This window comes from Propionibacterium australiense (assembly GCF_003666605.1).
Classification (GTDB): domain Bacteria; phylum Actinomycetota; class Actinomycetes; order Propionibacteriales; family Propionibacteriaceae; genus Propionibacterium; species Propionibacterium australiense.
In genome coordinates this window covers 1-25,101 of record NZ_RCIV01000021.1, presented here as the reverse complement: position 1 = coordinate 25,101, position 25,101 = coordinate 1, and the positions used below count along the sequence as shown (strand labels likewise).

The 25,101-nt window shown below is 68.2% G+C and carries 25 protein-coding genes; 15 read left to right on the top strand and 10 right to left on the bottom strand.

The features are described 5' to 3' along the window. The first annotated feature begins 142 nt into the window (after window positions 1-142). Window positions 143-1,528: a DUF4032 domain-containing protein gene (locus D9T14_RS11645; RefSeq protein WP_232012357.1), complete on the top strand. Its 1,386-nt coding sequence runs from the start codon at window positions 143-145 to the stop codon at window positions 1,526-1,528. Between the two features lie 50 nt (window positions 1,529-1,578). On the opposite strand, the gene D9T14_RS11640 is transcribed toward D9T14_RS11645, so the two are convergent. From D9T14_RS11640 to D9T14_RS11620, 5 genes are all read right to left on the bottom strand, one after another. Further along, entirely contained in the window at window positions 1,579-1,929 is a 351-nt protein-coding gene (locus tag D9T14_RS11640) for a hypothetical protein (RefSeq protein WP_119162619.1), read from the bottom strand. A gap of 183 nt (window positions 1,930-2,112) precedes the next feature. Next, window positions 2,113-2,769: a LutC/YkgG family protein gene (locus D9T14_RS11635; protein WP_119162618.1), complete on the bottom strand. Its 657-nt coding sequence runs from the start codon at window positions 2,767-2,769 to the stop codon at window positions 2,113-2,115. A 2-nt stretch (window positions 2,770-2,771) separates the two neighbouring features. Continuing rightward, entirely contained in the window at window positions 2,772-4,304 is a 1,533-nt protein-coding gene (locus tag D9T14_RS11630) for a LutB/LldF family L-lactate oxidation iron-sulfur protein (RefSeq protein WP_119162617.1), read from the bottom strand. A 5-nt stretch (window positions 4,305-4,309) separates the two neighbouring features. After that, on the bottom strand, window positions 4,310-5,104 hold the full coding sequence (locus D9T14_RS11625) for a (Fe-S)-binding protein (RefSeq protein WP_119162616.1): 795 nt from the start codon (window positions 5,102-5,104) through the stop codon (window positions 4,310-4,312). 42 nt (window positions 5,105-5,146) lie between these two features. Beyond that, on the bottom strand, window positions 5,147-6,835 hold the full coding sequence (locus D9T14_RS11620) for an L-lactate permease (RefSeq protein WP_119162615.1): 1,689 nt from the start codon (window positions 6,833-6,835) through the stop codon (window positions 5,147-5,149). A gap of 214 nt (window positions 6,836-7,049) precedes the next feature. Here D9T14_RS11620 and D9T14_RS11615 point away from each other — a divergent pair, with 214 nt between their 5' ends. The 5 genes from D9T14_RS11615 (at window position 7,050) to D9T14_RS11595 (ending at window position 13,082) form a co-directional block, all read left to right on the top strand. Further along, entirely contained in the window at window positions 7,050-7,844 is a 795-nt protein-coding gene (locus tag D9T14_RS11615) for a FadR/GntR family transcriptional regulator (protein WP_232012359.1), read from the top strand. Between the two features lie 191 nt (window positions 7,845-8,035). Further along, on the top strand, window positions 8,036-9,442 hold the full coding sequence (gene cysS / locus D9T14_RS11610; RefSeq protein WP_119162614.1) for a cysteine--tRNA ligase: 1,407 nt from the start codon (window positions 8,036-8,038) through the stop codon (window positions 9,440-9,442). Then, on the top strand, window positions 9,439-10,365 hold the full coding sequence (rlmB, locus tag D9T14_RS11605) for a 23S rRNA (guanosine(2251)-2'-O)-methyltransferase RlmB (RefSeq protein WP_119162613.1): 927 nt from the start codon (window positions 9,439-9,441) through the stop codon (window positions 10,363-10,365). The genes cysS and rlmB overlap by 4 nt, the downstream gene beginning before the upstream one ends. Before the next feature lie 272 nt (window positions 10,366-10,637). Beyond that, entirely contained in the window at window positions 10,638-12,086 is a 1,449-nt protein-coding gene (locus D9T14_RS11600; protein ID WP_119162612.1) for an amino acid permease, read from the top strand. 3 nt (window positions 12,087-12,089) lie between these two features. Further along, the gene (locus tag D9T14_RS11595) at window positions 12,090-13,082 is read left to right on the top strand and encodes an asparaginase (RefSeq protein ID WP_119162611.1); all 993 of its coding nucleotides are present in this window, start codon (window positions 12,090-12,092) and stop codon (window positions 13,080-13,082) included. 79 nt (window positions 13,083-13,161) lie between these two features. On the opposite strand, the gene D9T14_RS11590 is transcribed toward D9T14_RS11595, so the two are convergent. From D9T14_RS11590 to D9T14_RS11575, 4 genes are all read right to left on the bottom strand, one after another. Next, window positions 13,162-13,428 carry a type II toxin-antitoxin system RelE family toxin gene (locus D9T14_RS11590; RefSeq protein WP_119162610.1) on the bottom strand — a complete coding sequence of 89 codons (267 nt, stop codon included), beginning with the start codon at window positions 13,426-13,428 and terminating at the stop codon, window positions 13,162-13,164. Further along, complete coding sequence (relB, locus tag D9T14_RS11585; protein ID WP_119162609.1) at window positions 13,428-13,700, bottom strand: type II toxin-antitoxin system RelB family antitoxin; 273 nt, start codon at window positions 13,698-13,700, stop codon at window positions 13,428-13,430. Before relB ends, D9T14_RS11590 begins: the two co-directional genes overlap by 1 nt. 131 nt (window positions 13,701-13,831) lie before the next feature. Next, a complete protein-coding gene (locus tag D9T14_RS11580; protein WP_119162608.1) occupies window positions 13,832-14,479 on the bottom strand; it encodes a class II aldolase/adducin family protein in 648 nt (215 codons plus the stop codon). Between the two features lie 15 nt (window positions 14,480-14,494). After that, on the bottom strand, window positions 14,495-16,414 hold the full coding sequence (locus D9T14_RS11575; protein WP_119162607.1) for a BglG family transcription antiterminator: 1,920 nt from the start codon (window positions 16,412-16,414) through the stop codon (window positions 14,495-14,497). A gap of 259 nt (window positions 16,415-16,673) precedes the next feature. Here D9T14_RS11575 and D9T14_RS11570 point away from each other — a divergent pair, with 259 nt between their 5' ends. The 9 genes from D9T14_RS11570 to D9T14_RS11530 all read left to right on the top strand — a co-directional run bounded on the left by D9T14_RS11570 (window position 16,674) and on the right by D9T14_RS11530 (window position 24,948). Then, window positions 16,674-17,732, top strand: coding sequence for an alcohol dehydrogenase catalytic domain-containing protein (locus D9T14_RS11570; protein WP_119162606.1), 1,059 nt, complete (start codon window positions 16,674-16,676; stop codon window positions 17,730-17,732). A 4-nt stretch (window positions 17,733-17,736) separates the two neighbouring features. After that, window positions 17,737-18,036, top strand: coding sequence for a PTS sugar transporter subunit IIB (locus D9T14_RS11565; protein WP_119162605.1), 300 nt, complete (start codon window positions 17,737-17,739; stop codon window positions 18,034-18,036). 45 nt (window positions 18,037-18,081) lie between these two features. Beyond that, complete coding sequence (locus D9T14_RS11560; RefSeq protein ID WP_119162604.1) at window positions 18,082-19,329, top strand: PTS transporter subunit IIC; 1,248 nt, start codon at window positions 18,082-18,084, stop codon at window positions 19,327-19,329. A 31-nt stretch (window positions 19,330-19,360) separates the two neighbouring features. After that, window positions 19,361-19,819 (top strand): PTS sugar transporter subunit IIA, encoded by a 459-nt coding sequence (locus D9T14_RS11555; protein WP_119162603.1) that lies wholly within the window; start codon window positions 19,361-19,363, stop codon window positions 19,817-19,819. A 68-nt stretch (window positions 19,820-19,887) separates the two neighbouring features. Further along, entirely contained in the window at window positions 19,888-20,499 is a 612-nt protein-coding gene (locus tag D9T14_RS11550; protein WP_119162602.1) for a class II aldolase/adducin family protein, read from the top strand. A gap of 4 nt (window positions 20,500-20,503) precedes the next feature. Continuing rightward, window positions 20,504-21,451: a 1-phosphofructokinase family hexose kinase gene (locus D9T14_RS11545; RefSeq protein WP_119162601.1), complete on the top strand. Its 948-nt coding sequence runs from the start codon at window positions 20,504-20,506 to the stop codon at window positions 21,449-21,451. Window positions 21,452-21,476: 25 nt separating this feature from the next. Then, window positions 21,477-22,529 (top strand): galactitol-1-phosphate 5-dehydrogenase, encoded by a 1,053-nt coding sequence (locus D9T14_RS11540; RefSeq protein WP_197720590.1) that lies wholly within the window; start codon window positions 21,477-21,479, stop codon window positions 22,527-22,529. Between the two features lie 113 nt (window positions 22,530-22,642). After that, on the top strand, window positions 22,643-23,194 hold the full coding sequence (locus tag D9T14_RS11535) for a PadR family transcriptional regulator (protein ID WP_119162600.1): 552 nt from the start codon (window positions 22,643-22,645) through the stop codon (window positions 23,192-23,194). Window positions 23,195-23,253: 59 nt separating this feature from the next. After that, complete coding sequence (locus D9T14_RS11530) at window positions 23,254-24,948, top strand: ABC1 kinase family protein (RefSeq protein ID WP_119162599.1); 1,695 nt, start codon at window positions 23,254-23,256, stop codon at window positions 24,946-24,948. A 25-nt stretch (window positions 24,949-24,973) separates the two neighbouring features. Here D9T14_RS11530 and D9T14_RS14500 read toward each other — a convergent pair whose 3' ends face one another. Further along, window positions 24,974-25,087, bottom strand: a complete 114-nt coding sequence (locus D9T14_RS14500; protein ID WP_375154066.1) for a hypothetical protein — start codon at window positions 25,085-25,087, stop codon at window positions 24,974-24,976. Between the last annotated feature and the right edge of the window lie 14 nt (window positions 25,088-25,101).

The window sequence follows — 25,101 nt, the reverse complement described above, 5'->3', positions numbered from 1 at the left end:
GTCCCGGCCCGCAGCACCCCGGATGGGCTGGGACAGTGTGGCGCATCGCCGGCGGCCCGATGACGGTCATCGGCCACCAGTGCCCCAGACACGAGCGCGGCGAAAGCCCTGCGACACGTCCTGCGGTGGCACACTAGGTCCCGTGCCACGATTTCTGTCAGCGAAGCCGGACGCCCGGCTCATTCCCCTGCCCTGGGGCGCACCGCTGGCTGAATGGCCGGTTGAGCATCTTGTCGCGCTTCCGCGCGGCATCTCACGCCACGTCGTACGGTTCATCAAGGTGGGCGATCAGGTCTACGGCGCCAAGGAGGTCGTCGAGCACCTGGCCATCCACGAGTACCGACTACTGCACGACCTGAGGCGTCTCGGCACCCCCTCCGTGGAACCCGTCGCCGTGGTCAGCGGTCGCGTCGACGCCGACGGCAATCCACTCGACTCCGTCCTCATCACGAGACACCTGGACTTCGCGTTGCCCTACCGTTCGCTGTTCAGCCCCGGCGTGCGCCACGACACCGTCATGCGCCTGCTGGACGCCATGGTCGTCCTGCTGGCCCGCCTGCACCTGCTGGGCTTCATGTGGGGCGACGTCTCCTTGTCGAACATCCTCTTCCGCCGCGATGCCGACACTTTCGCCGCCTACCTCGTCGATGCCGAGACCGGTGAGCTGCACGACCGGCTCACCGACGGCCAGCGCTCCCACGACCTGGAGATAGCGCGGGTCAACATCTTCGGTGATTTCTGCGATCTCGAAGCGGGCGGTCTGCTGGACGAGTCACTCGACCCGCTCGGTCTCGTCGAGACGATCGAATCGCGCTACCACGAGCTGTGGGACGAACTGACCGGGCTGGAGGAGTTCTCCGATGCGGAGCTGTACCGCATCGAGTCCCGGGTACGCCGCCTCAACGCGCTGGGCTTCGACGTCGCCGAACTCGACATCCAGACCAGCCCCGACGGCCGGACGATCTCGATCCAGCCGAAGGTCGTCGACGCGGGACACCACTCGCGGCGCCTCATGCGCCTGACCGGGCTCGACATCGAGGAGAACCAGGCCCGGCGCCTGCTCAACGATCTGGACACCTTCCAGGCACGGATGCATCCTCAGGACGCGGACGAGGCGGTCGTCGCCCACCAGTGGCTCACCGAGTGCTTCGAGCCGGTCATCAGCGCGATCCCGCCCGAGCTCGGCGGCAAACGCGACCCCGCGCAGGTCTACCACGAGGTGCTCGACTACCGCTGGTACATGTCCCAGCGGGAGAACCGCGAGGTGCCCCTGGTGGAGGCGACCGAAGGCTACGTCCGGGACGTGCTGAACACGCTGCCCGACGAGGCGATGAGCAGGGACGCCCTGGTGCAGGTCGGCAGCGGCGACCACCGCCTGATCAATCCCTACGACCCGACGATGGGTTACGTCGACGACGTGGAGGAGGACGAGAGCCCCGTCCACGATCCGTGGGAGGAGGCCGCCGAGAGCATGGGCGCCGGCCAGTCCGAGGTCCTCGACATCGAGGCGCTGCGCCGGCGCGGCTGAGGAGCACCCGGTCCTGCCGAGCCGCCCCGGCCGGCCCATCGAGAGGGGCGTCAGTCCTCGGTGTCCTCGTCGTCCCAGAACTCGTCCTCGTCGTCCTCGTCGCCCGCGGCGGCCTCGCTGCGGATGACCTTGGCCAGCCGGCCGAGCTGGTCGGCGCCGAGCGTGATGAGACCCGGCTGCTCGCCGGCCAGCAGCGTGTAACCGCCCATCGGATCGGCAGCGGCCCTGATGAGCGGGGCCTCGTCGGACTCGGGTTCCGGAGCGGTCACGAAGGGGTCGCCGCCGTCGGCAAGGCTCTCGTCCGGCTCAGGTGGGTTCACCCGGGGGACCCCGCCGATGGCCTCCCGCACCCGCTCACCGATGCTGCTCGTCCGGGGGTTGTGCTTGCGTGTCTCGGCCATGTGGGCGTTCTCCTTGCGTGGTTCATGGACCAGTGGGCTCGGTCAGTGCCGGCCGTTCCCGCCGGACGGCACACCCAACCCTAGTCAGGAAGGACCGGCTCACGAATTGCCGGCAACGCGGCAGGGGCCGGCCCACCCGATTCGGGTGGGCCGGCCCCTGCCGGTCTGTGCCGTGACGCGGTCTCAGTCCTCGACCAGCACCACGTAGAGCGTGCGCGGACCGTGCACACCGTCCACGCGGGACAGCTCGATGTCACTGGTGGCCGAACCGCCGGAGATGAAGGTCAGCGGGTGGCCGGCCTCTACCGAGGGGCGCAGGTTCCGCACCGATTCGGGGACGTCGGAGACCACCTGCGAGGCCTTGATGACGCAGACGTGGCGGTCGGGCACCAGGGACAGGGCGCGGCGGCCCTGGTCCTCGGTGTGGTCGAGCACGATCGTCCCGGTGTCGGCGATGCCGGAGGCGGCAGCGGTGACGACGGCGTCGGTCTGGTCGAGGGTCTGGTGGGAGAGCTGGGGCTCATCAACCCGGACCTCGAACCCGGCAGCGGCCATGGCGTCCTGCCAGGACTTGTCCAGCCCGGCGGGAACGACGACCGAGTCCTTGGCGCCGGTGGCCTTCAGGCCGGCCACGACGGCGGCGGGCACCCCGGTCGGCTTCGACCGCACGACCGTGGCCGAGTAGTCGATGACCTTCTGCTCGAAGGTGCCCACGACGTCATCCATCTCGATGCCCAGACCGTAGGTCCAGTTGACGGGCTGGTCCTTGACCGGGTCCTTCTCTGTGACGTCCACGGTGGCCCGGCGGATACGGGCGAGAATCTCCTGCTTGGCGTCCATGGTCACTTCTCCTCTCCGCGGTTGGCCTTCCACCAGTCGCGGAACGTCTGGCTGGGAATGTGATCGACGTTGCGGTAGTCGAGCCACCGGTTGGCGACCGGCACCGGCAGCGGGCCGAGCTTGCGTTTGCCGATCACCCTGCTCGCGGCACGGGTGGCGTACATCGTCGTCTCCCAGTGCTTGTAGTCGCCGAGCACCCAGGCCGCCGCCTTCATGAGGGCCTTCTCGGCCGCCACCTCGACATCGGTCGAGAACTCCTTGCGCTCGGCCTCGGCGACACGGTTGCGCAGGTGGACGATGATGTCGGTGAACGGGATCTTGACCGGGCACACCTCGGTGCAGGCCGCGCACAGGGTGCAGGCATACGGCATACCGCGGTCGACCGGGTCGTCGATGCCGCGCAGCTGCGGGGTCAGCGTGATGCCGATCGGGCCCGGGTAGACCGAGCCGTAGGCGTGGCCGCCGGCCCGCTCGTAGACCGGGCAGACGTTGATGCAGGACGCGCAGCGGATGCAGCGCAGCACCTCGCGGCCGACCGGGTCGGCGAGCACGTTCGTACGGCCGTTGTCCATGAAGATCACGTGCTGCTCCTGCGGGCCGTCGTTCGGGGTGACGCCGCTCCACACGGAGTTGTACGGGTTCATGCGCTCACCGGTGGCCGAGCGCGGCAGCAGCTTGAGGAAGATCTCCAGGTCGTCGTAGCTCGGCAGGACCTTCTCGATGCCGACGAGGGAGATGAGCGTGTCGGGCAGGGTCAGGCACATGCGGCCGTTGCCCTCGGACTCGACGATCACCACCGAACCGGTGTCTGCCAGGACGAAGTTGATGCCCGAGACGGCGACCTTGGCGCGCAGGAACTTCTCGCGCAGGTGCAGGCGGGCGGCGTTGGCCAGCTCGGGCGGGTTGGACGTGATGTCCTCGGGGCACGGCCGACCGTAGTTCTTCATCTCGCGCAGGAAGATCTCGCGCACCTCGGCGCGGTTGCGGTGGATGCCCGGGACCACGATGTGGCTGGGGCGGTCGTGGCCGAGCTGCACGATGAGCTCCGCCAGGTCGGTCTCCCAGGCCGCGATGCCCTGCTCCTCGAGGTGCTCGTTCAGGTCGGTCTCCTGGGTGGTGATCGACTTGATCTTCACGACCTCCTGGACGCCCTTCGCCTTGGCGATCTCGCCGACGATGCGGTTGGCCTCCTCGGCATCACGGGCCCAGTGCACCTGGACGCCGTTGGCGGTGAGGGACTTCTCGGCCATCTCCAGGTAGTAGTCGAGGTGCCGGCCGACACGGTTCTTGATCTCGTAGGCGGCCTGGCGGATGTCCTCCCAGTTGGGGGTCTCGGTCACGCGCAGGGCACGCTTGTTGCGGATCGTCGTCGTGGCGTTGCGCATGTTCTTGCGCTGGACGACGAGCTTGAGCTCGTTCTTGACGGCCTTGGGGAACTTGGGCTGGCCCAGGAAGGTGCCGCCGTGCTCGGGCGCGGGCGTCAGGCGGGCGACGCCGTAGTTCCCCTCGGTGATGCGACGCAGTTCAGTGGTCATGGCAGTCAGTCCTCCTCGGTGTTGGCCAGGATCTCCACCATGTGGATGGCCTTCACGCCGGCGTTCTGGCGGGAGAGCACACCACCGATGCTGAGCAGGCAGGAGTTGTCCCAGCCGACGACGTACTCGGCGCCGGTCTCGCGGATGTGACGGGCCTTGTCGGCCGTCATCGTGGAGCTCATGTCGGGGTTCTTGACGGAGAAGGTGCCGCCGAAGCCGCAGCACTGCTCCGCGGCGGGCAGGTCGACCGTCGTCATGCCCTTGACGTTCTCGAGCAGCTTGTACGGGCGATCGCCCAGCTTCAGCAGGCGCATGCCGTGGCAGCTCGGGTGGATGGTGACCAGGTGCGGGAAGTAGGCGCCCACATCGGTGACGCCCAGGACGTCGACCAGGAACTCGCTGATGTCCAGCGAGATCCTGCTGGTGTGTTCGACGTCGCGCATCAGGCCCTTGTCACCGGCGTGCTCGGCCAGCATGGGGTGCTGGTCGCGCACGGCGGCGATGCAGGAGCCTGATGGCGCGACGACGTAGTCGTAGTCGCTGTAGGCCTTCACGTACGACTCCACCATGCCCATCGACTCCTTGAAGTAGCCGGTGTTCGTGGTGAGCTGTGCGCAGCAGGTCTGCTCCTTCGGGAAGTGGACCCTGCAGCCCAGCCGCTCCAGCAGCTTGGTCATGGCGATGCCGGTCTGCGGGAACATGACGTCATTGATACACGTGATGAACACCGCGACATCCAGACCGGCGCCGGGAAGACCCGACATACCGGCCCGGGTGCCCGGCGAGGTGGTGGTGGTCATGGAAGAACCTCCGTTGACATTGATGGGCGAGAGAAATCAGCTTCAGGGAAGCAGCCAGCTGAGGACCGGGGTCGACATCAGGCCGGCGATGATGCACATGAACACGATGAGGATGATCGAGTACTTGAACACCTTGCGCAGAATCGTGGACTCGCCGCCGGCGAGGCCGATGGCGGTGGCCGCGACAGTCAGGGACTGGGGCGAGATCATCTTGCCGACGACACCACCGGCAGCGCCCGAGCCGACGAGCAGCGAGCGCATGCCGTCCAGGCCGAGGGAGTGGGCGGCGCCGACCTGCTCGCCGATGCCCGACTGCAGGCCGGAGAACAGGATGTTCGCCGAGGTGTCCGAACCGGTCACGTAGGTGCCGATCCAGCCGAGGATCGGGGCCAGGAACGGGTAGACGGCACCGGCACCGGCGATGAACAGGCCCAGGGCCAGCGTCTGGCCCGAGTCGCCCATGACGTAGGCGAGGGCGACGACGAGGCCGATGGTGATGAGCGAGAACTTCATCTTCTTGAGGTTGACGAGCAACTCACCGAACAGGTCCTTGGCCGAGACCTTGTAGATGATGCCGACCAGGATGGCGACGATCATGAGCAGGAAGCCGGGTGTACTGAGCCACTGCCACGTGTAGGTCTGGTGGGCATTGGCGGCGCCGGTGGTGCTCAGCAGATCGCCCAGACCGGGCCAGGCCATGTCCACGTTGGCCTTGGCGAGCAGGGCCTTGACCGAGGGGACAGCGGCGATGCCGAAGATGACGATGACGAGGATGTAGGGCACCAGGGCCATGACGATGCGACCGGGGGTGAGTGTGACGCCGCTCTCCTCGCTCTTGGTGACGGGCTCGGTCTCCAGGGCCGGGTCCATGGGGATGCCGATGCGCTCGGCGGCCTCGGCGCCGCCCTTGGGCTTCCAGAAGCGCAGGAAGATCATGGCCAGACCGACGGAGACGACGGCGGCGAAGATCTCGGTGAGGTTGTACAGACTGGTCCCGGCGATGACCCACTTGACGGCGCCGAAGATGATGCCGACGAACAGGCCGAATGGCCAGCACTGCTTGACGCCCTGCTTGCCGTCCATGATGCCGAGCATGAGGAAGGGAACGACGAGACAGAGGATGGCGCAGATGCGTGCGGTCACCGGGGAGACCTGGGAGACCTCGAGACCGCTGGTGCGGGCGGCCATGAGGACGGGCAGGCCGACGGCGCCGAAGGCGACGGGGACCGTGTTGGCGACCAGGGCGGTGACGGCGGCGCGCAGCTTGCCGAAACCGACCGCGATGAGCATGGCCGCGGCGATGGCGACCGGGGCACCGAAGCCGGCGAGGGCCTCGAGCAGGCCGCCGAAGCAGAAGGCGATGAGGATACCGAGGACGCGAGGGTCGTCGGAGATGAGGAAGAAGGTACGACGCAGGTCGTCGAAACGACCCGAGATGACGGTGACCTGGTACATCCAGATGGCTGCGAGCAGGATCCAGCCGATCGGGAAGAGACCGTACAGGAATCCTTGCGCGCTGGAGGCGATGGCCATGCCGACAGGCATGTGATAAGCGGTGATGGCGACGATGAGAGCAAGCCCCCACGACGCGAGACCGGCCCAGTAGGCCTTCCAGCGCAACGCCCCGAGAGTGATGAGCATGCAAGCAATCGGAATGAGTGCCACGAGGGCTGAGGCCCACTGGCGACCGAGTGGATTGGTGCTGGGCGTGAACGCTTCAAGCAGTACCACGAGAATCCCCCGTTCGATGTTTGGACGATTGAGTGATGAAGGTCTCTGCACTGAGACGCGCACCATTCTGGGATGACAATAGGTCCTACCAATTGCCGGGGTCAAGAAGCCCGCTCTGTCTAGGCCTGATTTTGGGACTGCCGCGGCCCGTAACCGCCGGGCGGGACGCTGCGCGGGCTTCCCGCGCACTTGACGCATCGACCACAATGGGCTCATGGCCAGGACACGTGAGGCGAGGGCCGGCCTGAAGCAGCCCGACCGCTGTCACGACTGCGCCATCATGCAGGCCAAGGGCCTGTCCGGCTTCGACGTGGCGCTGCACCACATCGAGTCCGAGATCCTGGCCGGTCACTACGTGGCCGGCATGCAGCTGCCCACCGAGCGGGAGCTGGCCGCCCGCCTGTCGGTCGGCCGCGGCGCCGTCCGCGAGGCCATCCGCGTGCTGCAGGCCCAGGGCATCGTCACATCGGGCACGGGGCCGGGCAACGGTACCCGCATCCGCACCACCCCGGGCGACGCCCTGGGCCGCATGCTGCGACTCCAGCTGGCGCTCGACGTCACCTCGGTCGAGGACCTGACCGAGACGCGCGTTGTCGTCGAGAAGGCCGCCACCGTCGCGGCCGCCCGCCAGGGGCCGGGGGCATCGCTGCGCCGGGCCGAGATGCTCGTGGGCCGGATGGAGCACCAGAGCGATCCCGACTCGTTCAACGAACTCGACACGTCCTTCCACATCGCCATCATCGAGGCGAGCGGCAACCACATGCTGTCGATGCTGTCCTCGGCCATCCGGCACACGCTGTCGGGCCCGATTCGCCAGGCCGAGGAGCGTCTGACCAACTGGGACGAGGTGCGCGCCCGGCTCGTCGCCGAGCACCGCGGGATCCTCGAGGCGGTCAAGGCCCGCGACCCCGACTTGGCGTCCGAGCTCGTCGAACGGCACATCCGGCACTCCTACGAGGTGCTGCTGCCCAGCGGTTTCACCATCAACGCCGGGCACACTCACAGCTGAGCCCACGCCGCAGGACCCTGCCCCCTGGGGCCGCCGTCCTCGTGCGCAGTGGTTCGGCGCCGAGAACAATGCACGTGCGGATCCGGTGAAACCGTCGCCCTCATGAGCGGGAGCTCGGTGGGCGATCCTCGTGGGCCCACTGGACGTCCTCACCGCCGTCCTCGTGCGCGGGGGCTCGGTAGACTGCCGACGTGACGTTCCAGGTCTATGACGAGTCCACAGGCACGGTCGTGCCCTTCACCCCGCTGGTCGAGGGTGTGGTGTCGATCTACCACTGCGGCCTCACCGTGCAGAGTCCGCCGCATCTGGGCCACATCCGCAAGGAAGTCGTCTTCGACGTGCTGCGCCGCTGGTTCACGGCGAACGGCTACCGGGTGAAGGTCGTCGCCAACATCACGGACATCAACGAGAAGATCTGGGCCAATGCCGAGGCCGCCGGCATCGAGTGGTACGAGCTCGCCTACGCCATGGAGCTGGAACTGCACCGCGCCTACGCCGCACTCGGCTGCATCCCGCCCGACTACGAGCCGCGAGCCACCGGTCACATCACCGAGATGATCGAGCTGACGCAGCGTCTCATCGACCGTGGCCACGCGTACGTGTCCGACGACGGCTCCGGCGACGTCTACTTCGACGTGCGCAGCTGGCCGGAGTACGGCTCGCTGTCGAACCAGCGAATCGAGGACATGGCCTCGGACGAGTCCGCCGACGAGCGCGGCAAACGCGATCGTCGCGACTTCGCCCTGTGGAAGGGCAGCAAGCCGGGCGAACCCGCCACCGCCAGCTGGCCCAGCCCGTGGGGGCCGGGTCGTCCAGGCTGGCATCTCGAGTGCTCGGCGATGAGCCTGAAGTACCTCGGCCAGGCCTTCGACATCCACGGCGGGGGCCTCGACCTGCGCTTCCCCCACCACGAGAACGAACAGGCCCAGTCCAGGGCGGCCGGCTACGGCTTCGCCCGCTACTGGATGCACAACGCGTTCGTCACGATGGCCGGTGAGAAGATGAGCAAGTCACTGGGCAACGGCGCGATCGTCACCGAGGTCACCAGGAGGTTCCCGCCACGGGCGGTTCGTCTCTACCTGGCCCAGCCGCACTACCGCTCCACCATCGAGTACGCCGAGGGCTCGCTGGCCGAGGCCACCGCCCAGCTCGAGCGGATCGACACCTTCCTGGGCCGGGCCGGCGCCACCGGTCCGGTCGCATTCGCCTTCGAGGACCTGCCCGGGGCCTTCGTCGAGGCCATGGACGACGATCTCGGCACCCCGGGCGCCTTCGCCGTCCTCCACGAGAGGGTCCGGGCCGGCAACAAGGCCCTCGACGCCGGGAACGGGCAGGCCGCGGCCGACGCCCTGCGCCAGGTACGCGCCATGCTCCACGTGTTCGGCCTCGACCCGCACGACCCGCAGTGGGCCGAGGCCGCCGGGGGCGCCGACTCATCGGTCGTGGACGGTCTCGTGCGCCTCGTGCTGGAGCAGCGCCAGGCGGCCCGCTCCCGCAAGGACTACGCCACGGCGGACCAGATCCGTGACGCCCTCGCCGCGATCGGGGTGCGAATCGAGGACACGCCCGGTGGGACACGCTGGAGCGTGAGCAGATGAGTCCGGCGCGCAAGGGCTCCGGCGGCCAGGGCCGCCGCAGGCTGGCCGGCCGCGGCCCCACGCCCAAGGCCGAGGACCGCGTCTATCACAAGGCCCATCGGGCCAAGCAGGAACGCCTGGCGCACCCCGAGTCCCGCAAGGCCAGGACGGGCAAGCCGAGCAGTTCCGGTCGTGGCGCCGGCCCGGACTGGGTCGTCGGACGCAACCCCGTGCTCGAGGCGCTGCAGTCCGGTCTGCCGGTGCACCGCGCCTTCGTCGCCGAGGGCGCCGAACGGGACGACCGGCTGCGGGAGATCTTCAAGTACGCCGCTGAGCACTCGCTGACGATGCTGCACGTGCCGCGCGCCGAGCTCGACAAGCTCACTGGCGGGGCCGTCCACCAGGGGGTGGCCATCCAGCTGCCCGAGTTCGAGTACGCCGACCTCGCCGACGTCATGGCCGCGGCGCTGGGTCGTGACGACGACCACGGCCTGCTCGTGGCCTGCGACGGCATCACCGATCCGCACAATCTCGGTGCGATCATCCGCTCGGCCGCCGCCTTCGGCGCCGACGCCGTCGTCATCCCCGAGCGCCGCAGCGCCTCGATGACAGCGGCCAGCTGGAAGTCCTCGGCCGGGGCCGCGGCGCGCATCCCGGTCGTCCGGGTGAAGAACCTCAACCGGGCGCTCGAACAGATGGCCGACGCCGGGTTCGCCGTCGCGGGGCTGGCCGGGGAGGGCGACACCGACGTGGCCGGGGTACCTGGCGTGAACGGGCCCCTGGCCCTCGTCGTCGGCTCCGAGGGGCAGGGCCTGTCGCGGCTCGTGCGCGAGCACTGCGATGCGCTCGTGGCGGTGCCGATCAGCAGCGCCGTCGAGAGCCTCAACGCCTCGGTCGCGGCCGCCATCGCCCTGTACGAGGTGAGCCGCTGCCGCGCCGGCTAGCAAGAACAGTGGGCCCGATCGCCGCCCCGCGACGGGCGAGGAGCCCGAGGCGGTGACCGGCATCCAGGTCCTGCCGGTGCCGCTGTCCCCGGTGGCCCAGGAACCCGGAACGATGCGTGCCACCGTGTCGGTCCACGCACGCCGTCCCCGGTGGGGTGAGGAGACCGGACAGGCTTCTCGCCCAGAGCGGTACCGGATGCTTCCGTCCTGCCCGGCAAGGTAGCCTCTGCCACAGGAGGACGGGCAGAGCCGCCCGTCGGGGAAGGACCACCATGGCTGACACCTCACCAGCACCCGCCCCAGGCACCCACACCGTCGACAAGGGCGACGTCGGGTACAACAAGGCCCTGAAGAACCGCCACCTGCAGATGATCGCCATCGGCGGCTCCATCGGCACCGGCCTGTTCCTGGGGGCCGGCGGCCGTCTGGCGCAGGGAGGCCCGGGTCTGGCGCTCGCCTACGCGATCTGCGGCGTCTTCGCGTTCCTCATGGTGCGGGCCCTGGGCGAGCTGGCCATCCGCCGGCCCTCGTCGGGCGCGTTCGTCTCGTACGCCCGCGAGTTCCTCGGCGAGAAGGGGGCCTACGTCACCGGCTGGTTCTTCTTCCTGGACTGGGCCGTCACCGTCATGGCCGACATCACGGCCGTCGCGCTCTATCTGCACTACTGGTCGCTGTTCCACCCGATCCCGCAGTGGGTGCTGGCGCTCATCGCCCTTGCGCTCGTCTTCGTGCTCAACATGCTCAGCGTGAAGATGTTCGGCGAGGCCGAGTTCTGGTTCGCCCTCATCAAGGTCGCGGCCATCGTCCTGTTCATGCTCATCGCGATCTGGGCGATCCTCGTCAGCGCCCCGGTCGGCGAGGCGACCGCCGGCTTCCACAACATCACCGAGAACGGCGGCTTCTTCCCCGAGGGCATCGCCCCGGTCTTCGCGCTGACCCTGGGCGTCATCTTCGCCTTCGGCGGCACCGAGATGGTCGGCGTCGCGGCGGGCGAGGCGGCCGATGCCAGCCGGATCCTGCCCAAGGCCATCAACTCGATGATCCTGCGCATCTTCATCTTCTACGTCGGCTCGGTCATCCTCATGGCCCTCGTGCTGCCGTACACCGCCTACTCGCCCAACGAGTCCCCGTTCGTCACCTTCTTCACCGGCATCGGCATCCCGCATGCCGGCGACATCATCCAGGTCGTCGTGCTCACCGCGGCCCTGAGCTCGCTGAACGCCGGCCTGTACTCGACCGGCCGGACGCTGCGCTCGATGGCCGTCGCCGGTGAGGCCCCGGGCTTCGCCGCCCGACTCAACAAGCACCAGGTGCCCTCCGGCGGCATCATCATCACCTCGGCCCTGGGGCTGCTCGGCGTCGCCCTCAACGCCTTCCTGGCCGAGGACGCCTTCGAGATCGTCATGAACCTGGCCGGCATCGGCATCGCCGGTACCTGGGCGATGATCCTCGTGACCCACCTGAGCTTCCTCAAGAAGGTCCGGCACGGGCAGGAGCAGCGACCGGCCTACCGTCTGCCCGGCGCCCCGTTCACGAACTACCTGTCGCTGGCGTTCTTCATCATCGTCGTCGCCTCGAACCTCACCTCGGCCTCCGGCCGCTGGACCCTGCTGCTGTTCGCCATCGTCGTGGCGGCGATGGTCATCGGCTGGTTCGCGGTGCGGAACAACATCAGGGCCGATCTGCTCGACACCATGATCGCCGCCGACGAGGAGGGCTGAGCGGTGCGCACCCACATCCTGTACACCGGCGGCACGCTCGGCATGGTCGAGACGCCGCAGGGACTCGCCCCCGGGGCCGACCTCGGCCGCTGGCTCGGCCACCTGCTGGACGACACCGACATGGCCGACATGGTCGAGGTGACGCAGTTCGAGCACCTCATCGACTCGTCGAATGCGACCCCGGACGACTGGCGGGCGATCGTCGACGACCTGTGGGCCCACCGTGACGCGGCGGACGCCTTCGTCGTCCTGCACGGCACGGACACGATGGCCTACACCTCGGCGGCCCTGTCCTATGCGCTCACCGGTTTCGGCAAGCCGGTCGTCCTCACCGGCGCCCAGTACCCGCTGGGGGTCGTCGGCTCCGACGCGGCACCGAACGTGACCGGGGCGCTGCGCGCCGCGACGAGCGGCCGCCTCGACGGCGTGGCCGTGTTCTTCGGCCACAAGCTGCTGCGCGGGAACCGGGTGACGAAGGTCTCGTCATGGGCCTTCCAGGGCTTCGACTCCCCCGGCGTTCCGGCGCTCGCGCTGGCCGGGGCGCCCTGGCAGTGGAACGAGCCAGGGGCGGCCGGCTGCGGCTGGGCCGACCCGGAGCCGTACGGGCGTCACGACGTGCTCGTGCTCGATCTCGCGCCGGGCATCAGCGCCCAGCGGCTGGCGGCCGTGCTCGACCCCCTGCCCGAGGCGGTGATCCTGCGGGCCTTCGGGACCGGCAACATGCCGAACGAGGAGCCTGGCCTGGCCGACGTGCTCACCCAGACGATAGAGGCCGGCGTCCCCCTGGTCGTCGCCTCCCAGTGCGTGCAGGCCGAAGTGCTGCTCGGCCACTACGAGGCCAGCCACGCGCTGGCCTCGGGCGGGGCGATCAGCGCCCGCGACATGACGCTCGAGGCGCTCTACGCCAAGCTCGTCTTCCTGCTCTCGCAGGGAGTGCGCGGCGCCGAACTCGCACGCTGGATGGGGGCGAGCCTCGCCGGCGAGATGACGCTCTGAACGGCATCGGACACGGAATTGCCCTCTCGGCGGCGAGCTCCCCGCCCCATGCGGCCCCCTACCTGCCGGTTCCAGGGCTCTACGTGTCGTAGATAGAGCTGCGGTGACCCACGCCGAGGGCGACGATGACCAACTCGGCACGGCGGATGTCGAGCAGGACGCGGTAATCGCCCACGCGGAGTCGCCACAGACCCGCGAGTGGTCCAGCGAGGCCCTTGCACCGCGCCTGAGGCTCGTCGAGTGAGACAAGTCCGTGGAGCTTCACCAGGATGCGCCTGGCGGTCTGTCTGTCCAGCTTGTGCAGAGAGCGCTCAAAATCGCTGCTGAACCGGAGTGTCCAGGCCATCAGGAGCGGTCTTCGCTCGCCTCGGCGCGGAGTTCATCGGGATCGAAACCCAGCCCGCGCGCCACCTCGTCGAAGGATCGGGTCTCCTCAGTCCCGTTGCGGATGGCCTCGGCCCGGGCCGCGAGGGAGTAGGCCCACTCCAATTCATCAAGATGCTCCAGCACGGCCTCGCGAACGTAGAAAGCTGCGGGGCGGCCCGTCGAGGCGCTCAGCGCGTCCAGCCTGTTCTTGACCTCGTCGGGAAGGCGGATGCTCAGCACGCTCGTAGACATGTAAACATCATCGTCTTTCGCCGCTGGGTACGCAACAGTCACGGCGAATCCGTCCCAATCAGTACGGATCGATTCTCGATCACAATGGCTGGTCCTGGCCCGGACCGAAGCAGCCGCACCAGGACCAGCCATCAGCGCTCGATCCGTGCCGGCACGTAGGTCTTCAGCCCGTCGAGGACGTAGGCCATCTGGTCCTCGTCGAGTGTCTTGACCGGCAGGCCGGTCCCCATGGCGCGCAGCTGGATCTCGCAGACGTACTCCAGGTAGGGCAGAAGCGAGAATGCCTTCTCAAGGCTCGGGCCGATGGTGATGGCGCCGTGGTTCGACATGAGCGCGCCGAGGCGGCCCTGCAGGGCGGCGCAGACGTTGTCGGCGAGTTCGCCGGTGCCGAAGTGGGCGTAGGGGGCGACGCGAATCGGGCCGCCGAACATGCCCGAGTAGTAGTGCGAGCACGGCACCACGTCGACGACCAGGCCGAGTGCCGTGGAGGCCGGTGCGTGGTTGTGCGTGATGGCCGCGGCAGCGGTGCCCTTGTAGACGGCCAGGTGCAGTGGCAGCTCGCTCGACGGCTTGAGCTCGGCGTCGACGACGGCGCCGTCCATGTCGTGCACGCCGACCATCTCGGGCACGAGGTCCTGGTACTCGACCGCCGACGGTGAGATGACGACCCGGTCCCCCACCCGGACCGAGACGTTCCCGGCGGTCCCGACGACCAGGCCGAGTCGCTGCATCTCCTGGCAGGTCCGTACCACCGCACTGCGTTCTTCCTCGAGAATCATGGTTCTCCCTCCCGATCAGCCCGGCTGATCCCTGTTGGGGGCAACGAGTTGGTTGCCCAGCAATTGCGTGAATGCCTCGAAGTCGGTGACCCTTTTCAGCTCGGAGAAGAGCCGCGGGTCGTACAGGAGGCTGATGAGTGGCTGGTAGAACTGGATGAATTCGTCGTAGTCCGCTCCGTTGATGGCGAGCATGAAGACGAGACTGACCTCGGCCGTCTCCCACGGTATGGGCGAGGACGGGATGAGCACGGCGACCTTCGTCTCGTGCGCCATGAAATCCATGGAGTGCGGCAGCGCGAATCTGCGCGCGAAGGCCGTCGGGGAATAGGTTTCGCGCAGCAGGACGCTGTCCTCGAACCCGTCCGGGACGTATCCCTGGTCGCGCAGGGCGCCGGACAGGAAATGAATCGTGCTCGTCGCGTCCGGGAAGGACGGACCGACGAAGAACAGGCCGGGGTCGAGGAATTTCGAGATGGTGGCGGCCATGCGCGTGCGCATCTTCGCGGAGAACTCGCGCAGGATCGCGGCGTCGACCACGGTGCAGTCCAGTTCCGACAGCACGGCGCTGATCCGCACGCTCGGGTGCGCACCAGGAGCCTCGTCGGTCGTGGTGATGACGAGGTCGCACGCGATGTCGTCGGCCTCCCGGTTGCCCGCCACGATGTCGACGATCCGCAGCCGGTCGGGGAACCGCTCGACGAGCTGGGCCAGCAGCCAGTCCTGGAGCGCGCGGTAGCGCGGACAGACGACGACGGCCGAGACGGCGCGCTCGTCGGCCGGAGGCTGTGTGCTGTGCAGGCCGAGGTAGATGACGAGCAGACCGATCTCGTCATCGGAGAAGCCGATCGACAGCGCCTTGGACAGTCGGTCGGCCAGGTAGACGGCCACGTCGTAGAGGAAGGGCGAGCGGGCCCGCAGCGACTCCTGCAGGTTGTTGCGGAAGTAGGGCAGCTTGCGGGGCCGGGCCACCAGGCGCAGCACGTGCTCACAGACGCTGCGGGACAGTTTCCCGTAGTCGACGTCGAGGTTGAAGTGCCCGATGGTCTCGTCGAGGCAGGCCCGGACGGCCTCGGCCGTGCCGCTCTCATCGCCGTCCATCCGGCCGTCCCGGGACGCTGTCCCGTGGTCGAGAGCGATGCCGAGGAGGGCGCGCACGTACTCGCGGTCGGACGGCGCGAAGATCCTGCCCGGGTAGGCCCTCGCGAGTCTGGCGAGGAGACGCCCGGTCAGTTCGTCCGCCCCGGGCCCGCCGGCGCGCTGCACCTGTGAGGCGGCCGGCGGGTGGTCGAAGCGTTGCAGGCAGATCGCAAGGCTCACGACGGTGTTGGCGAGCTGGATGTCGTTGATGTCGACGCGGCTCTCCTCGACGGCCACCCGCAGCTCCGCCTCCACGACCCGAAGTTCGACGTCCGGCAGGTAGCGCTTCATCTTCTCGGCGCGCCCGACGGCGACGTCCATCGCATTGTGGACGAGTTCGCCGAGCAGCCGCCGCAGGTCGAGTTCGTCGCCGGACAGTTCGACGCGCGCACCAGAGGTCGTGAGCGACAGGCCGTACTCGGCCGCCTTGGGTCCGAGGTGCTGCAGCGCGGCCCGCGTGACGGACTCGCTGAGATAGCAGTCGCGCATGATGTCGTAGACGTCGGTGCACGGCGCATTGAAGAGATACAGCAGAATCCGCTCCTGATGCCCCAGCTCGGTGCCCAGATCGGAATTCCTGGCGACCAGGTCGTAATAAACCGGGCGATTCAGGCGATATCCCTTGGGAGTCGCCTCGATGACCTCCGCCTTGGCCATTCCATTGGCCCTGGAGATGTCGTACCGCAATGTCCTCGCACTCACTCCGAGAAGATCGGCGAGTTCACGGCCGGTGATGACGTGGTCGAGTTCGCTGAGCAGCTCCAGGAGAAGGGACTGACGTTCGGAGAAAAGGATCACCTTTGACACCTCCCGGGGCTCACGCTAGCAACGCCTCCGGCCCGTTCGGCACACGATTGTTGCCGCCCCGCGGGGAACAGTCATCTGCCGCGGGCGTGGCAATCAATCATTGCAGCCCCTGCGGCAGAAACAAGTATGCGTCACGGTCGTCGCGCCGCAAGGATCGTGACGTGTCCCGGGTCCTCGTGGGCAGGGCCCGGAACGCAGGAAAACCGCACGGCGCGCCGTCGATGCCGACGGCAGGACGAGGAGCTCATCGATGAGTGACGTGATGAACGCGGCCGTCATGCACGGCCCCGGCGACATCAGGTTCGAGCGGGTGCCCAGGCCGCGGTGCCCCGACGGCGGCTTCGTCCTCAGGGTCGACGCGGTTGGCCTGTGCGGATCGGACATCAGGAATCTGACGACCGACTCGCGTGGGGGCGATTACCCCCACATCTACGGGCACGAGGTCGTGGGCACCGTGGCCGAGGTCTCGCCCGGAGTGACCGGCTACGAACCCGGCCAGCGCCTCTACGTCTACCCCGAGGCGCACTGCCTGAGGTGCGGCTACTGCCGCGCCGGCCACCACGAGCACTGCACCGACGTCGAGTCGTACACCGCACGCCCCGGCGGTTTCGCCCAGTACATCGCCTACACCGCCAGACGAGTGGAGCGGGGCGCCGCCTTCACCCTGCCCGAGGGCGTCGACCCGGTGCGCGCGAGCCTGGCCGAACCGCTGTCGAGCACCTATGCGTGCGTCGAGAACATCGACGTGAGGCTCGGTGACACCGTGGCGATCCTCGGGGCCGGCCCGATCGGCGTCTTCCTCGCGGTCCTGTCACGGATGCGCGGGGCCTCGAAGGTCATCCTCGTCGACGTGACCCAGGACCGGCTGGACAAGTCCCTGGCGTTCGACATCGACCACCGCATCGACTCGAGCACGGTCGACCCGGTCGAGGAGGTCAGGCGCCTCACCGGCGGGCTGGGCGTCGACAAGGCCATCTCGGCCAACCCGACGACGGCCGGCCAGCAGCAGGCGCTGGCCATGACCCGGCCCTGCGGCACCGTCGTCTTCTTCGGCGGCGTGCCCAAGGGGGCCCTGACCGAGATCGACTCGAACGCCGTGCACTACGACAGCCTGTGGGTCTACGGCCATTACGGGGCGAACAGCATGCAGGTGCAGCGCGCCTTCGAACTCGCCATCGACCCGGCGTTCCCCGCCGAGCAGATCATCACCCACATCCTGCCCCTGAGCAGCATCAACGAGGCAATCGACCTGACCCGCACCGGCGAGGCCCTCAAGGTCGTCCTGCTACCCAACACCGAGGAGAAGTGAAGCAATGAGCAAGGAAGTCAAGATCCTCATCGCCTGCGGCAGCGGCATCGCCACGAGCACCGTCGCCCAGGAGAAGGTGAAGAAGATCCTGGCCGGGGCGGGCATTCCCGCCAGGATCACCAAGGGCACCGTCTCGCAGATCCAGTCCCTGGCGAACGGCGTGGACGTCGTCATGGTGACGACGAAGTACCCCGGCGCGATCGACAAGCCCGTCGTGCAGGTCTTCGGCCTCATCTCCGGGATCAACGAGGACAAGGTCGCCCAGGAGGTCGTCGACACCTGCCGGGCAGTCCTCGACGCCTGAACCGTCCCCTCACGAATCCTCACATCACACCGAAGGAGAACAACCATGCTCAGCGTCGTCCAGGGGATCATGAACCTCGGCGCAGCAGTGATGCTCCCGATCGTCATGACCATCCTGTGCCTCATCTTCCGCATGGGGATCGGCAAGTCGATCCGCGCCGGCCTCATGATCGGCATCGGTTTCTCGGGCCTGGTCATGGTCATCAATGCCCTCATGGCCACCGTCGAACCGGCCATCGAGTACTACCGGGGCCTGCAGGGCGGCGGGTTCACCACCGTCGACGTCGGCTGGGCCGCGGTCGGCGCGGCCTCGTGGGCCGCCCCGTTCGCGGCGCCCGCCGTCCTCATCATCGTGGTCATCAACATCATCATGATCGCCTTGAAGTGGACCAATGTCCTCAATGTCGACATCTGGAACTACATCCACTTCCTCATCCCCGGCTCCATGGCCTACGCCCTGACCGGGAATCTGTGGATCGGGCTGGGGATCGTCCTGGTCCTGGCCATCATCACGCTGCTGCTCGCCCAGGTCATCGCCCCCTACTGGCAGGAGTACTACGGCCTGGAGGGGACGACCTGCTCGACCCTGTCGTTCATCTCGTTCGCCTGGCCGTTCGGCATCCTCTTCAACAAACTCATCGACCGCATCCCCGGGCTGCGCAAGATCGATCTGTCGATGGAGAAGGTCGGCGAGAAACTCGGTTTCTTCGGCGATCCGGCGTTCATCGGCGTCATCGTCGGGGTCTTCCTCGGCCTGCTCACCCGGCAGGGCTGGCAGGGCGTGCTCACCATGGGCATCGGCATCGCCGCCGCACTCGTGCTGCTGCCGCGCATGGTCTCGGTCATGATGGAGGGCCTGAGCATTGTCGGTGACGGCGCCCAGGAGTTCATGAAACGTCACCTCGGCAAGGACCGGGAACTCAACATCGGCATGGACATCGCCCTTGCCCTCGGCGATCCAGCAGCCATCACGACGACCGTGCTCATGATCCCGCTGTCGATCGTGTTCGCCTTCATCATCCCGAACATGACCTACTTCCCGGTGGGCGTGCTGACGAACATCGTCTACATGGTTCCGCTCATCTCACTGGCGAGCAAGGGCAATCTGTTCCGCACGGTCACGATCAGCGCGATGTTCCTGTTCATCGTCGAGTGGATGGCCAACATCTTCGCCTCCGAGGCGACCGCCATGATGACGACGATGGGGGTCGACGTCAACGGCATGGTGACCGACGCCTACTTCGGCTTCAGTCTCCCGAACGTCATCATCGCCACCATCCACCAGCTCTTCTGAACCTGCAGCCCAACACGAAAGACCCATCGTCGTGACCGCTCTGATTTCACCGGAACTCGTCCATGTGGACCTGTCGGCCGCCGGCAGGGAAGAACTCCTCGCAATCATGGCCGCACGGTTGGAGAACCTCGGCTACGTGCACAACACCTTCCTCCAAGGATTGCTGGCCCGAGAGAACAGGTTCCCCACCGGACTGCCCATCAGCGGAGGAGTCGCCATCCCCCACACCGACCCGGAGCACGTCCGCTCCAGCGCCATCTCCATCGCCACGCTGGCCGCACCGGTCATGTTCGGCGAGATGGCCGGTGACGGCGGAGAGGTCCCCGTGCGCCTCGTCATCCTGCTGGCGCTGCGAGGGTCCGGCGATCACCTGGGGGTGCTCCAGACGATGATGAAACGCCTTCAGGACACCGATTTCGTCCGCAGGCTGCTCGCCTCGGGCTCGGCGCGGGAGATCGCAGCACTGGCCACGGCGGCCTTCGAGCTGTGACAGGGCCCGCGCCGGGCACGAGCCCATCAGAACCACGTGACCAGAACCCGTCTGAATGGAATCCGACCATGACCATGACAGCCCAGGAGAAGATCGTCCAGATCGCTCATCTCATGTTCGACCGGCACCTGACCGATCTCGCCGGTGGCAACATCTCGATGCGCGAGGGGGACACGATCTACACGACTCCCCGCTACGCCGGTGCCCGCCAGCACTGGGACCTACGACCCGAGGACATCATGGCGGGCTCGGTGTGGGACGAGCGGATCCTCGACAACCCGCGCTTCACCCGCGAGGGCATCTCCCACGTGTACGCCTACCGCCATTTCTCCGAGGCCACCGCTATCATCCACGCGCACTCGCCGTGGATGCTCCCCTTCGCCACCTTCGACCTGCCGATGGAGGCCGTGCTCAAGTCGACGCAGACCTTCGGCACCCTCGAGATCATTCCCGAGGTCGAGCCGTACTCGAAGGAGCAGTCCGACGAGATCATCAGGCTCGTCGAGGTGCACCGCGAACGCATCGGCAAGCATGGCGCCCCCGTGCTCATTCCGGGGCACGGCGTGTTCATCATCGGCCGGGACCTCGACACCCTCATCGACTCGGTCGAACGTCTCAACACCAACGCCATGGTGCTGCTGACCAGACCACTCGTCGAACAGCTGCGCGCGGGGATGTGAGGTCATGGCCCGCTTCGTCACCGCGACCCTCAACAGCGCGATCGACCGGATCATCCAGATCGAACGCTGGACCCCCGGCACTGACATGCGAGGCCCGGCGGTCGTCGAGTGCCTGGGCGGCAAGGGCATGGACAGCGCCGTCGCGCTGACCTGCATCGGCGAGCAGGTCACCGGGGTGGTCAACGTGGCCGGACCTGCCGGTGACCGGGTGACCGACCTGGGGCAGGGCTACGGCATTGACGTGCGCCCCGTGCGGGTCGGCGGCTCGACACGGGAGTCGCACGTCGTGATCGAGACGGCGACCGGCACGATGAGCCACATCACCTGCGGGACGCTGGAGACCACGGCCGCCGGTTTCGAGGAGTTCACCAGGACGCTGCGGCGGGCCCTCGACGGCGCCGTCTTCTTCATCGCCTCCGGCAGCCTGCCGAAGGGCCTGGGACCCGAGGCGTACAAGCAACTCGTCGACCTGGCCGGCGAGGCCGGGGTGCCGGCGCTCGTGGACTGCTCCGGGCACGTGCTCGTCGAGCACGCCACGACGAGCAATGCCGTCGTGAAATGCAATGACGACGAATACGCCGAGGCATTCGCCCTGGCGTCCCCATCCGGTCATGGCGTCGAGGCCGTGGCGGCGGACCTGCGGGATCGGCTGCCCCGGTTGAGCTGTTCGGCGTTCATCGTCACCTGCGGGGCCGAGGGCCTGCTCGTCGCGACGAGGGACCGGGTCGTCCGCGCCATCGCACCGCGCCAGGATGCGGTGAATGCCGCAGGCGCCGGCGACTCCGCGTCGTCGGCCGTGGCCTGGCGCCGGGCGCTCGGCGACGACTGGGCGGAGACCGCCCGGTGGACGGCGGCCGTCTCGGCTGCCGCGGTGCTCACGCTCCGCACGGGCGAGCTGGACCTCGACGTGGCGAAGCGGCTGCTGCCACAGGTCACCGTCACCGCCCTGTGAGAAACGACGACCGAGAGGACGCACGATGACAGAGACCATGACATCCATCGCCGTGACGGGCGTGCAGAACTTCTCTGCCGTCACCTGTCCGGTGCCGGCTCCAGGCCCGGGGCAGGCGCTGGTCAAAGTGGCCTACTGCGGCATCTGCGGCTCGGACGTGCCCCGCTACTTCGACGGCGCGGTGCACGCCTTCCCGCAGATACTCGGCCACGAGTTCTCCGGGGTGGTCGCCGCAGCCGGCCCGGGTTGCGGCACGCCGGTGGGTACGCGCGTGGCGGTCGCCCCCCACATCCCGTGCGGGCAGTGCGGGCAGTGTCGTGACGCCAACCCGACGCTGTGCGAGGACTACTCGTTCATCGGTTCCCGCGAGCCTGGGGCGATGGCGCAGTACGTGCTCGCGCCGTCCGAGAACCTGGTGCCGGCCGGCGGGCTCTCGCTGAGGTCGGCGGCGCTCGTCGAGCCACTGACCGTGGCCCTGCACGCGGTGAACCAGGTCGACGTACGCCCCGGCCTGCGCGCAGTTGTGCTCGGCAGCGGCGTGATCGGCCTGATGAGCGTGCTGTCGCTGCGCGACAGGGGTGTCGAGGACATCACCGTCGTCGACATCAACCCGTGGGTGCTCGACGTGGCCCGCTCCATGGGGGCGTGCCGGACGATCAACCCGGCGGCACAGGACACGGCAGCGGTGCTGTCAGGCGAAGCCGCCCCCGGGTTGGTCCTCGAGACGGCCGGGGCGGCCGCCACGATCCGCCAGGCCCTTCAGCTGGCCGCCAGGCGCGGGCGGATCGTGTACGTCGGCAAGCCGACCCGGCCGTTCGAGACGGACATCGACACCTTCGAGCAGATCCTGCGCAAGGAACTCACCATCAAGGGCTCGTGGTTGTCGTACTCCAGCCCGTTCCCCGGCAGCGAGTGGACCGACGCCGTGCGGGTGCTTCAGAACTCCCCCGTCTCGCCTGAGGGCATCGTCACCCACGAGTTCGGCCTCGGGGAGGCGGCGGACGGTTTCGAGGTGATGCGCGGAACCGGCGTCAGGCGCCTGAAGGTGATGTTCCGCGTCTTCGGCGAAGACGCCTGACTCCTGGTCCGGTTCGGTGCGATTCCCCGCAATCCTCGACCAGCGATAGCTTCCGATGTATCGTTGACGTCGTGGTCCGGTTCCCAGGGAGCCGGACGAGGAGAGGAGCCATCATGTACTCGACATTCCCCATGGGCGGGCGTCGTGGCCGCCGTGGCGACAGGATGTTCCCGTTCGACGCGATCGAGGAGCAGCTGCGGGAGCTGGCGTCCCCGCGCGGCGGGCGAGCCGGGCGGGGCGACGTGCGGGCGGCGGTACTGGCGCTGCTGTCCGAGGAGCCGATGCACGGCTACCAGATCATCCGTGAGATCACCGAGCGCAGCGCCGGCGTGTGGCGCCCGAGCGCCGGCTCGGTGTACCCCACCTTGCAGATGCTCGCCGACGAGGGCCTGGTGGAGGTGGCCGAGCAGGACGGCAAGAAGGTGTACAGCCTCACCGAGGCCGGCCGCGCCGAGGCCGAGGCGGCCGGCGGCCGCCCGGCGCCCTGGAAGAGTGCCGCCGAGCAGGACGTGCCGGAGTCGATGGTGCTGCCGAGGGCGGCGAGGCGCCTGGTGCAGGCCGTCGCTCAGGTGGCCACGAGCGGCACCCCCGTTCAGGTCAGGGCCGCCACCGAGGTCATCGACGAGGCGCGCCGCCGGATCTACAAGATCCTGGCCGACGACTAGGAGGCGGTGAGGAAGACTGGGGCGGGGCCGGGCCGTGACCCGGCGCCCGTGGAGGTCTCATGAGCGGCAGCAGACATCTTCGAGCCCGCTACCGGAGGGTCCTGGGCTTCTTCGCCCGGCTCATCGTGCAGCTGTGGTTCTTCGACGCCGTCCTGCCACGACTCGGCCTGCGCGGGCTGTCCGAGCGGGGCCGGGAACGGCGGCTGCACAAGGCGGCCGTGCGGTTCCACTGCCTGGCCGCCGAGCTGGGCGGGCTCATGATCAAGGTGGGCCAGTTCATGTCGACGCGCCTCGACGTGTTACCGCCCACCGTCACCGATGAGCTGTCTGGCCTGCAGGACGAGGCCCCGCCGGTCCCCTTCGAGGAGGTGAGGCCGGCGGCCGAGGCGTCGCTGGGCATGCCCCTGTCCGAGGCCTTCGAGGAGTTCGACCCCGAGCCGCTGGCGGCGGCCTCGCTGGGGCAGGTGCACCGGGCGCGGCTGTCGCGGTCGGAGGCCCGCGACGTGGGTTTCCGGGACGTGGTGGTGAAGGTGCAGCGCCCGGGCATCGAGCAGGTGACCAAGGTGGACCTGGCGGCGCTGCGGCGGGCGGCCGGCTGGATCGCGCACTACCGTCCGATCGCCGAGCGCACGGACATGCCGGCGCTCGTGGAGGAGTTCGCCCGCACGACCACCGAGGAACTCGACTACCTCAACGAGGCGGGCAACGCCGAACGGTTCGCCGTGTGCTTCGCCGACGCCCCGCAGGTGGGCTACCCGTTCGTCGTGTGGGAGCGCACCTCGCCTCGGGTGCTCACCCTGTCCGATGTGTCGGCCATCAAGATCAGTGACGTCGAGGCGATCGAGGCGGCCGGCATCGATCGCCGCGAGGTGGCCTTCGCCGTGGCCGACGCCTACATCGAGCAGGTCTTCAACCTGGGTTTCTTCCACGCCGACCCGCACCCGGGCAATCTGTTCATCACGCCCCTGCCCAAGGCGCAGGCCGCGGAGGCCGGCCGCGGCTGGCGGCTCACCTTCATCGACTTCGGGATGATGGGCCAGGTGCCGGAGAACCTGCGAGACGAGCTGAAGGAGGTCGTCATCGCGGTGGGGCTGCGTGACAGCCACCGGCTGCTGGGCTGCATGCAGGACCTCGACATGCTGCTGCCCACGGCGGACCTGGCGCTCATCGAGCGGGCGGTGAGCCAGCTCTTCGACCGCTTCGGCGGCATGAGCCTGGCGGACATGCGCAACGTCGACCCGAGGGAGTTCGTGGCCTTCGGCATGCAGTTCCGCGAGCTCATGGCGTCGATGCCCTTCCAGCTGCCGCAGAACTTCCTGCTGCTCATCCGCGCGGCCTCGCTCATGAACGGCCTGTGCGTGAAGCTGTACCCGGAGTACAACCTGTGGGACTCGGTGGAACCCTACGCCCGCAGCCTCGTGACCGGCACGCCCGGCTCGCAGCTGGGAGTGGTGCTCGAGGAGTCCAGGTCGCTGGCCGCCCTCGCCATCGGGCTGCCGCGGCGCGTCGACCGGGTGCTCACGATGATCGAGCGGGGCCAGCTCAGCGTGCAGACCCCTGACGCGCTCCGCCAGATCCGCCGGGCCGAGCAGGGCCAGGACCGGACGGTGGCGGCGGTGGTGTTCGCCGGGATGCTCGTCGGCGGCATCGTGCTGCGTGGCAGCGAGCCGGTGTGGGGGCTGACGCTGATGGGGCTCTCGCTGCTGCCGCTGGGCAAGGCGCTGCTGAATGGGCGGGGCCCGTGGGCGCGGTGATGAGCAGCTGGCGGATGTGTTGGTATCAGGGTTCTTTGGGTGTGCCGGTTGCTTGGGCGATGAGTTCCAGGTGTGTCCACATGTGGCAGGGGTCGAGTCGGTTGACTTCTTCTGGGCCGCCCAGTAGCAGGAGTGGTATGTAGGCGAAGCAGT